Source organism: Pseudescherichia sp. (genome assembly GCF_032052675.1).
Lineage (GTDB): Bacteria > Pseudomonadota > Gammaproteobacteria > Enterobacterales > Enterobacteriaceae > Pseudescherichia.
Genome location: NZ_DAMBWA010000001.1, coordinates 449,747 through 464,995 on the forward strand (window position 1 = coordinate 449,747; position 15,249 = coordinate 464,995).

The 15,249-nt window shown below is 59.1% G+C and carries 13 protein-coding genes; all 13 read right to left on the reverse strand.

Going from position 1 to position 15,249, the window contains the following annotated elements; all coding sequences use genetic code 11:
- Positions 1-134 precede the first annotated feature (134 nt).
- Entirely contained in the window at positions 135-1,592 is a 1,458-nt protein-coding gene (gene nuoN, locus RTX96_RS02095) for an NADH-quinone oxidoreductase subunit NuoN (protein WP_312268274.1), read from the reverse strand.
- Positions 1,593-1,599: 7 nt separating this feature from the next.
- A complete protein-coding gene (gene nuoM, locus RTX96_RS02100; protein ID WP_103819010.1) occupies positions 1,600-3,129 on the reverse strand; it encodes an NADH-quinone oxidoreductase subunit M in 1,530 nt (509 codons plus the stop codon).
- Positions 3,130-3,250: 121 nt separating this feature from the next.
- Positions 3,251-5,092 carry an NADH-quinone oxidoreductase subunit L gene (gene nuoL / locus RTX96_RS02105; RefSeq protein WP_312669983.1) on the reverse strand — a complete coding sequence of 614 codons (1,842 nt, stop codon included), beginning with the start codon at positions 5,090-5,092 and terminating at the stop codon, positions 3,251-3,253.
- Positions 5,089-5,391 (reverse strand): NADH-quinone oxidoreductase subunit NuoK, encoded by a 303-nt coding sequence (nuoK, locus tag RTX96_RS02110; protein ID WP_042389582.1) that lies wholly within the window; start codon positions 5,389-5,391, stop codon positions 5,089-5,091. Before nuoK ends, nuoL begins: the two co-directional genes overlap by 4 nt.
- On the reverse strand, positions 5,388-5,939 hold the full coding sequence (gene nuoJ / locus RTX96_RS02115) for an NADH-quinone oxidoreductase subunit J (RefSeq protein WP_103819008.1): 552 nt from the start codon (positions 5,937-5,939) through the stop codon (positions 5,388-5,390). The genes nuoK and nuoJ overlap by 4 nt, the downstream gene beginning before the upstream one ends.
- 11 nt (positions 5,940-5,950) lie before the next feature.
- Positions 5,951-6,493: an NADH-quinone oxidoreductase subunit NuoI gene (gene nuoI, locus RTX96_RS02120; protein WP_103819007.1), complete on the reverse strand. Its 543-nt coding sequence runs from the start codon at positions 6,491-6,493 to the stop codon at positions 5,951-5,953.
- A 14-nt stretch (positions 6,494-6,507) separates the two neighbouring features.
- Positions 6,508-7,485, reverse strand: coding sequence for an NADH-quinone oxidoreductase subunit NuoH (nuoH, locus tag RTX96_RS02125; RefSeq protein WP_042389577.1), 978 nt, complete (start codon positions 7,483-7,485; stop codon positions 6,508-6,510).
- Complete coding sequence (gene nuoG / locus RTX96_RS02130) at positions 7,482-10,208, reverse strand: NADH-quinone oxidoreductase subunit NuoG (RefSeq protein WP_141092915.1); 2,727 nt, start codon at positions 10,206-10,208, stop codon at positions 7,482-7,484. The genes nuoH and nuoG overlap by 4 nt, the downstream gene beginning before the upstream one ends.
- 32 nt (positions 10,209-10,240) lie before the next feature.
- Positions 10,241-11,578, reverse strand: a complete 1,338-nt coding sequence (nuoF, locus tag RTX96_RS02135) for an NADH-quinone oxidoreductase subunit NuoF (protein WP_312268277.1) — start codon at positions 11,576-11,578, stop codon at positions 10,241-10,243.
- Entirely contained in the window at positions 11,578-12,078 is a 501-nt protein-coding gene (gene nuoE, locus RTX96_RS02140) for an NADH-quinone oxidoreductase subunit NuoE (protein WP_042389573.1), read from the reverse strand. The genes nuoF and nuoE overlap by 1 nt, the downstream gene beginning before the upstream one ends.
- Positions 12,079-12,080: 2 nt before the next feature.
- Positions 12,081-13,883, reverse strand: coding sequence for an NADH-quinone oxidoreductase subunit C/D (nuoC, locus tag RTX96_RS02145; protein ID WP_103819004.1), 1,803 nt, complete (start codon positions 13,881-13,883; stop codon positions 12,081-12,083).
- Between the two features lie 87 nt (positions 13,884-13,970).
- A complete protein-coding gene (gene nuoB / locus RTX96_RS02150) occupies positions 13,971-14,645 on the reverse strand; it encodes an NADH-quinone oxidoreductase subunit NuoB (RefSeq protein WP_042389571.1) in 675 nt (224 codons plus the stop codon).
- 15 nt (positions 14,646-14,660) lie between these two features.
- Complete coding sequence (nuoA, locus tag RTX96_RS02155; protein WP_042389569.1) at positions 14,661-15,104, reverse strand: NADH-quinone oxidoreductase subunit NuoA; 444 nt, start codon at positions 15,102-15,104, stop codon at positions 14,661-14,663.
- Positions 15,105-15,249 lie beyond the last annotated feature (145 nt).

The following is a 15,249-nucleotide window of genomic DNA, read 5'->3' on the forward strand; positions in this document are numbered from 1 at the left end:
AATTTATGCGGCATATTACACCCTGGACGAATGCGGTTGTCATTAGCGTTTCAACTCTGCGCAGCGCTACGCAAATTACAATAGACGAAAAAAAACCGCCGAATCTTCGGCGGTTTTTATTTTGCTCTAAAGCGTTACATCAGCGGCTGGGCCATCTGTACCAGGCTGATCAGCGGCTGCGGATAGACACCCAGCAGCAGCACCAGCAGCGCAGAGATCAGAACTACGATCCCGCCCGCGCTGTAGGCCCAGTCGGACGGCGCATCACGGTTAAGCTGCTGCGGCGCGCTGAGGTAGAGGCTCACCGCCACGCGCAGGTAGTAGTAGAGGCCAATTGCCGAGCCAATGACTACCGCTGCCGTCAGCCACCACAGGTGAGCATTCACACCCACCGCCAGCACGTAGAACTTACCGATAAAGCCAAGAGTCATCGGGATCCCCGCCAGCGACAGCATCATCACCGTCATCACCGCAGAGAGGATCGGACGGTGCCAGAACAGGCCGCGGTAAGAGTAGAGCGAGTCGGCATCCGGGCCACGGTACGGGCTGGACATCAGGCTCACCACGCCGAACGCGCCGAGGCTGCTGAACAGGTAGCCCGCCAGGTAGACGCCTACGGTCTCCATCGACATCTCGCCGCTCTGCAGGGCGATCAGCGCCACCAGCAGATAGCCGAGGTGGGAGATTGAGGAGTAGCCGAGCAGACGTTTGATGTTGGTCTGGCTCAGCGCCATCAGGTTACCGAAGATGATCGAGGCGAAGGCAATAATGCCCAGCACCACGCGTACCGCTTCGCTATCGCCTACCGGCGCGTAGAGGAACAGACGCATCACCACGCCAAAGATGGCGATCTTGCTGGCGGTCGCCAGGAAGGTAGAGACCGGTGCAGGTGCACCCTGATAGACGTCCGGCGTCCAGAGATGGAACGGCACCAGCGACAGCTTGAAGCCAAGACCGACGATCATCAGGCCGAGACCGATGAGCAGCAGCGGCTCGTGCAGCATGCCGTCGCCGAGGCTCTTACCGATGGCCAGGAACGACAGGTTGCCGGAGTTGGCATACACCAGCGCCATACCAAACAGCAGGAACGACGATGCGGCGGCAGAGAGGATGGTGTACTTGATGCTGGCTTCCAGCGAGCGCTTCTGGCGGAACGCGTAGCCGATCAGGCCGAACAGCGGCAGCGAGATCAGCTCGATGCCGAGGAACAGCGCGGCCAGATGGTTAGCGTTAGCCAGCAGGATGCCACCGAGGGCGGCAATCAGCACCAGCAGGTAGAACTCCTCTTTATTATCTTTGTACCCCTCCAGCCACGGGTAGGCAAAGGTACAGGTCGCAAGGCTCGCCAGCAGTACCAGCCCGGTATAGAGCATGGAGAAGCCGTCAACGCGCATTAGCGGCGTCACGTCCATTGCTCCCGCCTGGCCAACCAGCCAGAGCGAGACCAGCGCGGCGTTCAGGCCGATAACGGCGATCGTGGCGTTCAGGAAGTGGTTGCGTCGCCACGCAATGGAGAGCATCACAACCACCACCGTCAATCCGACGATCAGCAGCGGTAGCAGCGCGATCAGGTGTTGTGGAGTAAGAGTCATATGCGCTTTACGGCCTTGTAGTAGTAACGGAATTAACAAACCACTGCTGGATATTGCTCATCGCAGAGTGCGAGGTATCCAGAATCGGCTGCGGATAGAAGCCAAGCAGTACCAGAAGTACTACCAGCAGCAGGATGATGAACAGCTCACGCAGCGACATCCCTGGCAGTTCTTTAGCGGCAATTTCACTCTTCGCCTTACCGAAGTAGGCGCGGTGCAGCATCGCCAGCGAGTAGACCGAGGCGAAAACCAGACCAAAGGTCGAGATCACGGTGATGACCGGTACGACGCCGTAGCTGCCGAAGAGGATCATGAACTCGCCCACGAAGTTACCGGTACCCGGCATCCCGAGGGTGGCGACGGCAAAGAACATCGACAGCGCTGGCAGCCACTTAATCTTGCTCCACAGGCCGCCCATCATGCGCATATCACGGGTGTGCAGGCGCTCATAGAGCTGGCCGCAGATGATGAACAGACCGGCCGCAGAGAGACCGTGGGCAATCATCTGGATCACCGCCCCCTGGTAGGCCAGCTGGTTGCCGGTGTAGATGGCGATCAGCACGAAGCCCATGTGGGAGACGGAGGTGTAGGCAATCAGACGTTTGATATCGGTCTGGGCAAAGGCCATCCACGCGCCGTAGAAGATACCGATAACGCCCAGCCACATGGCAATCGGGGCGAACTCGGCAGAGGCGTTCGGGAACAGCGGCAGCGCGAAACGCAGCAGACCGTAGGCCGCGGTTTTCAGCAGGATCCCCGCGAGGTCAACGGAACCGGCGGTCGGTGCCTGAGAGTGCGCATCCGGCAGCCAGCCATGCAGCGGTACCACCGGCATTTTCACCGCAAAGGCGATGAAGAAGCCCAGCATCAGCAGGTATTCTACGCCGTGGGACATTGGGGTGTTCAGCAGCTGCTCGTAGTTGAAGGTCCAGACGCCGGTGGCGTTGTAGTGAACAAACACCAGCCCGAGGATCGCAATCAGCATCACCAGCCCGCTCGCCTGGGTGTAGATGAAGAACTTGGTGGCCGCCGTGATACGCGTTTTACCATCGGAGGCTTTGTGGCCCCAGAGCGCGATCAGGAAGTACATCGGCACCAGCATCATCTCCCAGAAGAAGAAGAACAGGAACATGTCGATGGCAAGGAACACGCCGATCACGCCGCCCAGGATCCACATCAGGTTGAGGTGGAAGAAGCCCTGGTACTTTTCGATTTCACGCCATGAGCAGAGCACCGCCAGCACGCCGAGGAAGCCGGTCAGGACGACCATCAGCAGCGACAGGCCATCCAGCGCCAGGTGAATAGTGATACCAAAGCGTGGGATCCACGGCAGTACAAACTCTGACTGCCACTGCGGCAGGCCCGCGGCCTGGGTAAGTGAATAGCCGCCCTGCATCCAAAGCTGCAGAGAGAGCGCCAGCGTCAGCCCCATTGTTACCAGCGCGATCCAGCGCGGCACCTTCACGCCGAAGCGTTCAGTCAGCCAGCAGAGGAAGCCGCCGATAAAGGGAATTAATATTAGCCAGGGTAGTAACATGGCGGTTCTTATTCCTTGTTAAATTCTGTATCGCCGGGTGGCGCTGCGCTTACCCGGCCTACAGGTTAGATCGTAGGCCCGGCAAGCGCGAGCGCCGCCGGGCATCACCTGCATGATTAAATCAACGCAAAACCACTAATAGCGCGAGCACCACAACCGCACCAACGCTCATGGATGCCACATACCAGCGCAGCTGCCCATTCTCGCTGAACAGCAGGCCTTTCCCAGCAAAGCGGGAGAGAATAGCCGGCGTGTTCATTACCGCATTCAGCGGATCGCGTTTAATCAACCACGCAATACCGAGGAAGGGTTTAACGAAAATTTTGTCATACAGCCAGTCGAAGCCCCAGGCGTTGTACCACCAGGTCCCCAGCAGACGGCCCGGCGCGCTGTTGGCAATGGAGGTGACCAGCGTACGCTTGCCCAGCCACAGCCATGCGGCAATCAGGATCCCGGCGATTGCCACCACGCCTGACGTAATTTCCAGGGTCAGCACGCGGCCATGCTCAAGCTCGGTAGTATCCGGCAGGACGCCCTGCAGCGGCGGTACGATCATCGCCCCGACGAAGGTCGAGAGCACCAGCAGCACAATCAGCGGCAGGTGATGGGTGATCCCCTTCCCTGCGTGGGCATGGATCTGCTCTTTGCCGTGGAAGACGATAAAGATCATGCGGAAGGTGTAGAGCGAGGTCATGAACGCACCGACCAGGCCTGCCACCATCAGGTTGATATGGCCATTAGCCATCGCCCCGGCGAGGATCTCATCCTTACTGAAGAAGCCTGCGGTGATCAGCGGCAGCGCCGCCAGCGCCGCGCCGCCCACCAGGAAGCAGACGTAGACCAGCGGAATCGACTTACGCAGCCCGCCCATTTTAAAGATGTTCTGCTCGTGGTGGCAGGCAAGGATCACCGAGCCAGACGAGAGGAACAGCAGCGCTTTAAAGAACGCGTGGGTCATCAGGTGGAAAATCGCCGCATCCCACGCCTGCACGCCGAGCGCGAGGAACATGTAGCCGATCTGGCTCATGGTGGAGTAAGCGAGAACGCGTTTGATGTCGGTCTGTACCAGCGCCGCAAAACCCGCCAGTACCAGGGTGACCGCGCCGACGATCCCTACCAGATGCAGGATCTCCGGGGTCATCAGGAACAGGCCGTGGGTACGGGCGATCAGGTAGACACCGGCGGTCACCATCGTTGCGGCGTGGATCAGCGCCGAGACCGGCGTCGGGCCAGCCATCGCGTCCGCAAGCCAGGTCTGCAACGGCAGCTGCGCCGACTTACCGACCGCGCCACCCAGCAGCATCAGCGTCGCCCACGTCAGCATGTTGTTGCCGGCTTCGAAGTGCGCAGGTGCCAGCTCGACCATCTCACGGAAGTTCAGCGTGCCCAGCTCGTTGTAGAGAATGAACAGTGCGAAAGCGAGGAAGACGTCACCCACGCGGGTCACGATAAATGCTTTCATTGCCGCCGCGCCGTTCTTCGGATCGGTGTAGTAGAAGCCGATCAGCAGATAGGAGCAGAGGCCCACGCCTTCCCAGCCGAGATACATCAGCAGCAGGTTGTCCGCCAGCACCAGTACCGCCATGCTCGCGATGAACAGGTTGGTGTAGGCGAAGAAGCGGGAGTAGCCCTCTTCCCCACGCATGTACCAGGAGGCAAACATGTGGATCAGGAAGCCAACGCCGGTGACCACCGAGAGCATGGTCAGCGACAGGCCGTCCAGCACGAGGTTGAAGCCGATGTTGAAATCGCCCACGGCCATCCATGTCCACAGCGGCTGGCTGAAGGCTTCGCGTCCATTGTTAAAGAAGTCAACGCCTGCAATCGCCGTTACCAGCGCCGCCAGACCGACGGAGCCCATCCCCACCGCGGCGGAGAGGTTTTCCGACCAGCGGCCACGGGAGAACGACAGAAGCAGGAAGCCAATCAATGGCAAAATAATGGTTAAGGCAAGCATGTTCATCCACGCAACTCACTTACTGAATCGATATTCAGGTTCTGGCGACGGCGATGCAGCTGAAGCAGCAGCGCCAGGCCAATACTGGCTTCCGCGGCCGCGAGGCTAATCGCGAGGATATACATCACCTGGCCGTCACTCTGGCCCCAGTAGCTGCCCGCGACGACAAAAGCCAGCGCGGCGGCGTTAATCATGATTTCCAGGCCAATCAGCATGAACAGCAGGTTGCGGCGGATGATAAGCCCCGTCAGCCCGAGCACAAACAGAACGGCGGCGAGGATCAGTCCGTGTTGTAAGGGGATCATACATGCTCCTCCGTTTTTCTTTTCGCATCCGCCGGACGGTTGCTCAGCACCTCGCCCGGACGCTCTTCACGGCCAACGTGGAAGGCCACGACCAGACCGGCCAGCAGCAGCATGGACGCCAGCTCAACCGCCAGAACGTAAGGTCCGAACAGGGTAATACCTACCGCTTTCGCGCTAATCGAGGTGCCGTCAATGCCCTGATCGTTAACGGTGAGGATGGCGTAAACCATCACCACCAGCAGCACGGCAGAGACCAGCCCTGGGCCGATCCAGACCTGCGGCTTCAGCCACTGGCGCTCCTGCTCGATTTCGGCTCCGCCAAGGTTAAGCATCATCACCACAAAGACGAACAGCACCATGATGGCCCCGGCGTAGACGATGATCTCCAGCGCACCGGCAAAGTAGGCGCCAAGGGAGAAGAAGACTCCCGAAATCGCCAGCAGGGAGACAATCAGGTACAGCAGCGCATGCACCGGATTGGTATGCGTGATCACGCGTAGCGTGGTCACGATGGCAACAAGGCCACAGATATAAAAAGCGAACTCCATTGCCCCTCTCCTTACGGTAACAGGCCCTTGACGTCGATAGGTTTGGCTTCGTTCTCCGCCTCGCCCTTATCTTTGCCGTCGATTGCCATACCTGCCATCCGGTAGAAGTTATATTCCGGATATTTACCCGGACCGGAGATCAGCAGATCCTCTTTTTCGTAAACCAGGTCCTGACGCTTGAACTCGCCCAGCTCGAAGTCTGGCGTAAGCTGGATGGCGGTAGTCGGACAGGCCTCTTCACACATGCCGCAGAAGATGCAGCGTGAGAAGTTGATACGGAAAAACTCTGGATACCAGCGGCCGTCGACGGTTTCCGCTTTTTGCAGCGAAATACAGCCTACGGGACAGGCTACCGCACACAGGTTACAGGCAACGCAGCGCTCTGCGCCGTCCGGATCGCGGGTTAATACAATGCGGCCACGGTAGCGCGGCGGCAGGTAGACCGGCTCTTCCGGATACATACGGGTTTCGCGTTTGGCAAACGCGTGCAGGCCGATCATCCAGATACTGCGTACCTGGGTGCCGAAGCCTACGATTATCTCTTTTAAGGTCATGGTCTTTTCATCCCTTATTGCGCCTGCCACAGAATGACAGCCGCCGTTACCAGCAGGTTGATTAGCGTAAGCGGCAGGCACACTTTCCAGCCGAAGGACATCACCTGGTCATAACGCGGACGCGGTAATGCTGCGCGAATCAAAATGAACATCATCATGAAGAATGCTGTTTTCAGGGCAAACCAGACGAACGGAGGTAAGAACGGACCGTGCCAGCCACCGAAGAACAGGGTAACGATCAGTGCGGACACGGTAACGATAGCGACGTACTCGCCCACAAAGAACAGGCCGAACTTCATGCCGGAGTATTCAATGTGGTAACCATCCGCCAGCTCCTGCTCGGCCTCCGGCTGGTCAAACGGATGACGGTGACACACCGCAACGCCCGCAATCGCAAAGGTGATGAAACCAAAGAACTGAGGAATGATGTTCCACAGGTGCGCCTGGTTGTTGACGATGTCGGTCATGTTGAATGAACCGGCCTGCGCCACAACGCCCATCAGCGACAGCCCGAGGAAGACCTCGTAGCTCAGCGTCTGGGCAGAGGCACGCATCGCCCCCAGCAGCGAGTATTTGTTGTTACTCGACCAGCCGGCAAACAGCACCGCGTAAACCGTCAGCCCCGCCATCATCAGGAAGAACAGGATGCCGATGTTGAGATCCGCCACCACCCACGTCGGGCTGACCGGCACAATCGCAAAGGCCAACAGCAGCGAGGTAAAGGCGATCATCGGTGCGAGGGTGTAGATCATGCGGTCCGAGAAGCGCGGGATCCAGTCCTCTTTAAAGAACATCTTGATCATGTCCGCCACCAGCTGGAGTGAGCCACCCCAGCCTACGCGGTTCGGTCCATAACGGTTCTGGAACAGGCCGAGCAGACGACGCTCGGCAAAGCTCATAAACGCGCCGCAGATGACCACCACCAGCAGGATCGCCAACGCCTTAAGAATGCCGATCAGGATATCAATCAGCTCCGGTGTTAACCAACTCATTGCTGTGCCTCCTGCAAGTTCTCAAGACGCGCGCCCGCCAGCACCGGTGCAATGCCCGGCATACCCATCGGCAAGCCCACCTGCCCTGCTGTCAAACCGTCTGCAATCACCAGCGGCAGGGTTACCGTCTGGCCCTCATAGCTGAATGCAACCTGCGCACCCGCGTTAACGCCAAGCTTCGCGGCATCCGCCGGGTTAAGCTTGATGTACGGCTGCGGCATCCGGGTCTGGAACACCGGAGAGCGCTGGGACATCTCATCGCTGCCGAAGAGGTGGTAGTACGGCGCCACACGCCATTTCCCCTCTTCCGCCTGGAAGCCCGCCGGTACGCGGTCAAAGTACTCCAGACCGTTGGCAGAGGCTTCGATCAGGCGCACGCCCGGATCGCCATGACGCAGTTTGCCACCCACTTCGGCCTGGAACTTGTTCCACGCCTGCGGTGAGTTCCAGCCCGGCGCCCAGGCAAACGGAATTTGCGAGCGCGGGGCGGACGGCTGGTTGTTCCCTTCCATTGAGAAGGCAAACATGGTGTCTTTATCCTGCGGCTGGCGCGGCTCGTGCACGTTGATATTGGCGCGCATTGCCGTCCGGCCGCTGTAGCGGTGCGGTTCACGGGCCAGTTTCTGACCGCGAATACGGAAGCTGGCGTCCGGCGCGGCATCTTTGATACCGGCCAGCTGCGGCAGCTGAGCAATGGCGGCGTCGATCACGTGATCGAGCTGGGTCCAGTCGACCTCGCGGTTCAGCACGGTGCTGTGCAGGGAGTGCAGCCAGCGCCAGCTCTCCAGCATCACGGCGCGGCTGTCATAGTAGGCCGGATCGTAAACCTGGAAGAAGCGCTGAGCACGGCCTTCGTTGTTGATCACCGTCCCGTCGCTTTCGGCGAAGCTTGCCGCCGACAGCACCAGGTGTGCTTTCTCCATAATCGCCGTGCGCTGGTGGTCAATGACCATCACCAGCGGCGCTTTAGAGAGCGCAGCGTCAACGCGGGTCGCAGAGGCGTGACGATGGAGATCGTTCTCCAGCACCACTACGGCATCCGCCGCGCCGCTCTCCAGCTCGCTCAGGGCGTCATCAAGGGAGCCGCCGCCGATCATACCGAGGCCAACGCTGTTCACCGCCCGGGCAATCATAGTCACGCCCACGTCCGCGCCGCGTCCCTTCAGGGCTTTGGCCACGTTCGCTGCCGCCTGGATCACCTCGGCGCTGCCGGCGTTGGTACCGGAGATAATCAGTGGTTTTTTCGCCCCGGCCAGCGCCTGGACAATCACATCAATTTTGTTCTGCAGATCGCGATCGATACCCTCGACCGCAGGCGCGGAGCCGTCCAGCGCGTGGGCGATGGCAAAGCCTAAGCGCGCCTGGTCTTCGACCGGGGCACGGTAGGTCCACGCTGCGATATCGTCCAGACGGGTGCTGTCAACGTTGGTCACGAACAGCGGATGTTTAGCACGCTGGCCGATGTTAAGGATTGCGGCAATCTGCCAGTCGGCCACTTTTTGGGCCGCAGCCATCTCACGCGCTTTGCCTTTCACCGCCTGACGCACTGCCAGCGCGGCACGGGCGCCGGTCTGGGTAAGGTCTTCACCGAGGATCAGCACCGCGTCGTAGCTTTCGATTTCGCGCAGCGCCGGGGTATGGATGCCCCCTTCGCGCAGCACCTTCAGAGCCAGCTCAAGACGCTCCTGCTCACCTTTGGCGATGCCGGTATAGAAGTTCTCTGCTCCCACCAGCTCACGCAGGGCAAAGTTGCTCTCGACGCTGGCGCGCGGGGAGCCGATACCGATCACTTTCTTCGACTGGCGCAGAATATCCGCCGCACCCTGCATCGCCTGCTCGGCGTTGAGGGCGATCAGATCGTCGCCGCGGCGCTGAACCGGCTGGCGCGGACGATCCTTCAGGTTCACGTAGCCGTAGCCGAAACGGCCGCGGTCGCAAAGGAAGTAGTGGTTAACGGTGCCGTTATAGCGGTTTTCAATACGACGCAGCTCGCCGTAGCGTTCACCAGGGCTGGTGTTACAGCCCAGAGAGCACTGCTGGCAGATGCTTGGGGCGAACTGCATATCCCACTTACGGTTGTAGCGTTCGGAGTGGGTTTTGTCGGTAAAGACGCCGGTCGGGCAGATCTCTACCAGGTTGCCGGAGAACTCGCTCTCCAGCACGCCATCTTCCGGACGACCGAAGTAGACGTTGTCATGGGCACCGTAGACGCCGAGATCGGTGCCGTCGGCGTAGTCTTTGTAGTAGCGCACGCAGCGGTAGCAGGCGATGCAGCGGTTCATCTCATGGGAGATGAACGGCCCCAGATCCTGGTTGCGGTGGGTACGTTTTGTAAAGCGATAGCGGCGGAAGCTATGACCGGTCATCACCGTCATATCCTGCAGGTGGCAGTTGCCCCCCTCTTCACAGACCGGGCAGTCGTGCGGGTGGTTGGTCATCAGCCACTCCACAACGCTCTCACGGAACTGTTTTGCCTCTTCGTCATCGATAGAGATAAAGGTGTTGTCCGTCGCCGGTGTCATACAGGACATCACCAGGCGACCGCGCGTATCTTCCGCGTTCTGGTACTGCTTCACCGCACACTGGCGGCAAGCGCCAACGCTGCCCAGCGCCGGATGCCAGCAAAAATACGGAATATCAAGACCTAACGAGAGACATGCCTGTAGCAGGTTGTCCGCCCCGTTGACCTCGTAATCTTTGCCGTCTACATGAATCGTAGCCATTAGCATGCTTCCAAAATAAATAAACCTTTAGATTACCAGCGCGTCTTAAGCAGGTTAGGCTGAATACCGTTGATCAGATGGGTATTGCTAAACTGCTGTTTAATGCCGGCTTCGAATTCATCGCGGAAATATTTTATTGCACTCTGCAGAGGCTCTACCGCGCCTGGCGCATGGGCACAGAAGGTTTTACCCGGACCCAGGAATCGACAGAGCTGCTCAAGCGTCTCGATATCGCCAGGCTGACCTTCGCCGCGCTCAAGGGCGCGCAGGATCTTCACGCTCCACGGCAGGCCGTCGCGGCAAGGCGTACACCAGCCGCAGGATTCGCGGGCAAAAAACTCTTCCAGGTTACGCACCAGCGACACCATATTGATTTCGTGGTCCACCGCCATCGCCAGCGCGGTACCCAGACGGCTGCCGGCTTTACCAATGCTGGCAAACTCCATCGGCAGGTCGAGGTGTGCGTCGGTGAGGAAGTCGGTTCCCGCGCCGCCCGGCTGCCAGGCTTTGAACTTCAGGCCATCACGCATGCCGCCCGCGTAGTCTTCAAGAATTTCACGCGCGGTGGTGCCAAACGGCAGCTCCCAGACGCCGGGATTTTTCACCCGGCCGGAGAAGCCCATCAGCTTGGTACCGTTGTCTTCGCTTTTCGAGATCCCCTGATACCACTCGACGCCGTTAGCGAGGATCGCCGGGACGTTACACAGGGTTTCAACGTTGTTTACGCAGGTCGGCTTGCCCCACACCCCGGAGCTTGCCGGGAACGGTGGCTTAGAGCGCGGATTGGCGCGGCGGCCTTCCAGGGAGTTGATCAGCGCCGTCTCTTCACCGCAGATGTAGCGCCCTGCCCCGGTGTGGACAAACAGCTCGAAGTCGAAGCCGGTGCCGAGGATGTTTTTGCCCAGCAGCCCCGCCTCGGTCGCTTCGGCGATGGCGCGGCGCAGGCGCTCGGCGGCCTCAATGTACTCGCCGCGCAGGAAGATGTAGCCCCGGTACGCTTTCAGCGCGAACGCGGAGATCAGCATCCCTTCCACCAGCAGGTGCGGGAGCTGCTCCATCAGCAGGCGGTCTTTATAGGTGCCCGGCTCCATCTCATCGGCGTTACACAGCAGGTAACGGATGTTCATGGATTCGTCTTTCGGCATCAGGCTCCACTTCAAACCGGTGGAGAAGCCCGCGCCGCCGCGCCCTTTCAGGCCCGAATCTTTAACCGCGTTAACAATCTCATCCGGCGCCATGCCGGTGAGCGCCTTACGCGCCCCGGCGTAGCCGTTTTTGCTCTGGTACTCATCCAGCCAGACCGGCTGCTTGTCAGCACGCAGACGCCAGGTCAACGGATGGGTTTCAGGAGTCAGGATAATGTTTTTCATTATTTATACTGCTCCAGCAGGTCGGGGATGGCTTCCGGCGTCAGATAGCTATGGGTATCGTCGTCGATCATCATCGTTGGCCCCTTGTCGCAGTTCCCCAGGCAGCAGGTCGGCAGCAGGGTGAAACGGCCATCAAAGGTGGTCTGTCCCGGCTTGATATCGAGCTTTTTCTCAATCGCAGCCTGGATGCCCTGGTAACCGGTGATGTGGCACACCACGCTATCGCAGTAGCGAATAACGTGACGGCCCACCGGCTGGCGGAAGATCTGGCTATAGAAGGTGGCGACACCCTCTACGTCGCTGGCCGGAATATCCAGCACCTCGGCGATGGCGTAGATCGCCCCATCCGGCACCCAGCCACGCTGCTTCTGAACGATTTTCAGCGCTTCGATGGACGCCGCACGCGGGTCTTCGTAGTGGTGCTTCTCGTGCTCGATAGCATCACGCTCTGCCGCACTCAGCTCAAAAGCCTCGGTCTGTGGTTGTTGATTTTCGTGCATAATTAGCGGTCCACGTCTGACATAACAAAATCGATACTACCCAGATAGACAATCAGGTCGGACACCAGGCTGCCGCGGATCGCCGAAGGGATCTGCTGCAGGTGCGGGAAGCTCGGCGTACGCACGCGGGTGCGGTAGCTCATGGTGCTGCCATCGCTGGTCAGGTAGTAGCTGTTGATACCCTTGGTTGCCTCAATCATCTGGAAGGATTCGTTGGCCGGCATGACCGGGCCCCAGGAAACCTGCAGGAAGTGGGTAATCAGGGTTTCGATATGCTGAAGCGTGCGCTCTTTCGGCGGCGGCGTCGTCAGCGGGTGATCCGCCTTGAACGGGCCTTCCGGCATGTTGTTGAGGCACTGCTCAAGAATGCGCAGGCTCTGGCGCAGCTCTTCCACTTTCAGCATCACGCGGGTATAGGCATCGCTGATGCCGCCGCCGACGGGAACTTCAAAGTCGAAGTTTTCATAGCCAGAGTAAGGACGCGCCTTACGCACGTCGAAGTCGATACCGGTAGCGCGCAGGCCAGCCCCGGTGGTACCCCACTCCAGCGCCTCTTTCGCGCCGTAGGCGGCAACGCCCTTCGAACGGCCAATCAGAATGGTGTTGCGCAGCGCGGCTTTCTCGTAGGAGTCCAGACGCTTCGGCATCCACTCGAGGAACTCACGCAGCAGGCGGTCCCAGCCGCGCGGCAGATCGTGCGCCACGCCGCCGATGCGGAACCAGGCCGGGTGCATACGGAAGCCGGTGATCGCCTCAACCAGATCGTAGATTTTCTGGCGGTCGGTGAAGGCGAAGAAGACCGGCGTCATCGCCCCGACGTCCTGGATAAAGGTCGAAATATAGAGCAGATGACTGTTGATACGGAATAGCTCAGAGAGCATCACGCGGATCACGTCTACGCGCTCAGGCACCTTGATGCCTGCCAGCTTCTCAACCGCCAGCACGTACGGCATCTCGTTCACGCAGCCGCCGAGGTATTCGATACGGTCGGTATACGGAATGTAGCTGTGCCAGGACTGACGCTCACCCATCTTCTCTGCGCCACGGTGGTGGTAGCCGATATCCGGTACGCAGTCCACGATCTCTTCGCCATCAAGCTGCAGGATAATACGGAACGCACCGTGCGCCGACGGGTGGTTCGGCCCGAGGTTGAGGAACATAAAGTCTTCGTTGGCGGTGCCGCGCTGCATGCCCCAGTCTTCCGGCTTGAAGGTCAGCGCCTCCATCTCCAGATCCTGCTTGGCTTTGGTCAGCTCGAACGGATCGAACTCGGTGGCGCGCGCCGGGTAGTCTTTACGCAGCGGGTGGCCGGTCCAGGTCGGCGGCATCATGATCCGCGTCAGGTGCGGATGGCCTTCGATATTGATGCCAAACATCTCCCAGGTTTCACGCTCGTACCAGTTGGCGTTGGGGAAGAGTTTGGTAAAGGTCGGCACGTTGAGATCGTTTTCTGACAGCGCTACCTTGAGCATGATGTCGCGGTTACGCTCAATGGAGAGCAGGTGGTAGAAAACGGAAAAATCCGCGGCGGGGAGCCCGTCGCGGTGCGTGCGGAGACGTTCGTCCATGCCGTGCAGATCGTACAGCATGACGTAAGGCTTCGGCAGTTTCTTTAAGAAATCGCCCACTTCCAGTAACTGTTCACGCTTTACCCAAACAACAGGGACGCCGGTGCGGGTCGCCTGAACGGTAAAGGCATCCGGCCCAAAACGGTTGCGCAGTTCGCCAATAACTGGGTCATCCAGGTGATCCCGGGTTTGCCAGAACGCGTCTTGCGCGGTTAAGTCGGTCATAATGTTCACCATTGCAAAGGGTCCGTGGTGACTGCCGGGCGTGGCTTCGCGCTATAAGTTTATTATGCGAAGGAGTTTCCCACGGCCCGCAGGCGCAAATTAAATCTCGTCCGGCGTACGCAGGTTGGTAACAGCAATGCGTTCGCCGCGTTTGCGCTCGCGCTCTGACTGCATGTTGGCGCGATAGACGCCCTGGTCGCCCACAACCCATGAGAGCGGACGACGCTCTTTGCCAATCGACTCCTGAAGCAGCATCAGCGCCTGCATATAGGCTTCCGGACGCGGCGGACAGCCCGGGATGTACACATCAACCGGGAGGAATTTATCAACGCCCTGCACCACGGAGTAGATGTCGTACATGCCGCCGGAGTTGGCGCAGGCACCCATAGAGATAACCCACTTTGGCTCCAGCATCTGATCGTACAGACGCTGAATAACCGGGGCCATTTTGGTAAACGGCGTGCCGGCGATAACCATCAGGTCGGCCTGGCGCGGCGAGGCGCGCAGAACTTCAGCACCAAAACGTGCCACGTCGTGAACCGCGGTAAAGGAGGTCACCATCTCAACGTAGCAGCAGGAGAGACCGAAGTTATATGGCCAAATAGAGTTTTTACGGCCCCAGTTAACCATGCCGTGCATGACGTCTTCGAGCTTGCCCATGAACACGCTGCGGTTAACTTCTTGCTCGAGGGGGTCGGTTACGATCTCCTGTTTTTGCAGGGGGTAACGGTCGTTCTCACCGTTGGGATCGATGCGGGTGAGCGTGTAATCCATCTTATTGCCTCGCTGTTAGCGTTGACGGTTAGTGATATTGCCTGACTCAGGGTTGAAGCGCTCGCGGCGTGAACGCGCGGGCGTCCAGTCCAGCGCGCCGATACGCACCAGATAAACCAGACCAGCCAGCAGCACTAAAATAAAAATTGCAGCCTCAACAAAGCCAACCCAGCCGCTTTCGCGTATAGAGGTTGACCATGCAAACAGGTAAAGCGCTTCGACGTCGAAGATGACGAAGAACATGGCGACCAGATAAAACTTGGCAGAGAGGCGCAGACGAGCGGTGCCAACGGAATCGATACCCGATTCAAAAGGCGTGTTCTTGTGCCGCGCGCGGGCGCGCCCGCCCAGTAACCAGCCGCCGACCAGCATCAGGCAGCATAAGCCAATGGCAACAATAAGAAAGATCGCGAATGCCCAGTGATGAGCAATAACTTCAGTGGATGTTGACATACGCATTGCTTAACTCAAAAAGTGGCACCGTTACCTCTGCTCTTCTCGGCAGATGGACGCCACACAGTTTAAGGGAGGAACAAAAAAAACCTTACACTCACTGTTAGAAACGGCTTAGACAGCTAAATGATGGGGTTTTTTACTCCTTTCT

Bases quoted from the DNA above. Each gene is read 5' to 3' on its own strand.
- nuoN (WP_312268274.1), bottom strand. From the start codon at position 1,592: ATGACTCTTACTCCACAACACCTGATCGCGCTGCTACCGCTGCTGATC.
- nuoC (WP_103819004.1), bottom strand. From the start codon at position 13,883: ATGGTGAACATTATGACCGACTTAACCGCGCAAGACGCGTTCTGGCAA.
- nuoH (WP_042389577.1), bottom strand. From the start codon at position 7,485: ATGAGTTGGTTAACACCGGAGCTGATTGATATCCTGATCGGCATTCTT.
- nuoA (WP_042389569.1), bottom strand. From the start codon at position 15,104: ATGCGTATGTCAACATCCACTGAAGTTATTGCTCATCACTGGGCATTC.
- nuoJ (WP_103819008.1), bottom strand. From the start codon at position 5,939: ATGGAGTTCGCTTTTTATATCTGTGGCCTTGTTGCCATCGTGACCACG.
- nuoE (WP_042389573.1), bottom strand. From the start codon at position 12,078: ATGCACGAAAATCAACAACCACAGACCGAGGCTTTTGAGCTGAGTGCG.
- nuoI (WP_103819007.1), bottom strand. From the start codon at position 6,493: ATGACCTTAAAAGAGATAATCGTAGGCTTCGGCACCCAGGTACGCAGT.
- nuoB (WP_042389571.1), bottom strand. From the start codon at position 14,645: ATGGATTACACGCTCACCCGCATCGATCCCAACGGTGAGAACGACCGT.
- nuoM (WP_103819010.1), bottom strand. From the start codon at position 3,129: ATGTTACTACCCTGGCTAATATTAATTCCCTTTATCGGCGGCTTCCTC.
- nuoK (WP_042389582.1), bottom strand. From the start codon at position 5,391: ATGATCCCCTTACAACACGGACTGATCCTCGCCGCCGTTCTGTTTGTG.
- nuoL (WP_312669983.1), bottom strand. From the start codon at position 5,092: ATGAACATGCTTGCCTTAACCATTATTTTGCCATTGATTGGCTTCCTG.
- nuoG (WP_141092915.1), bottom strand. From the start codon at position 10,208: ATGGCTACGATTCATGTAGACGGCAAAGATTACGAGGTCAACGGGGCG.
- nuoF (WP_312268277.1), bottom strand. From the start codon at position 11,578: ATGAAAAACATTATCCTGACTCCTGAAACCCATCCGTTGACCTGGCGT.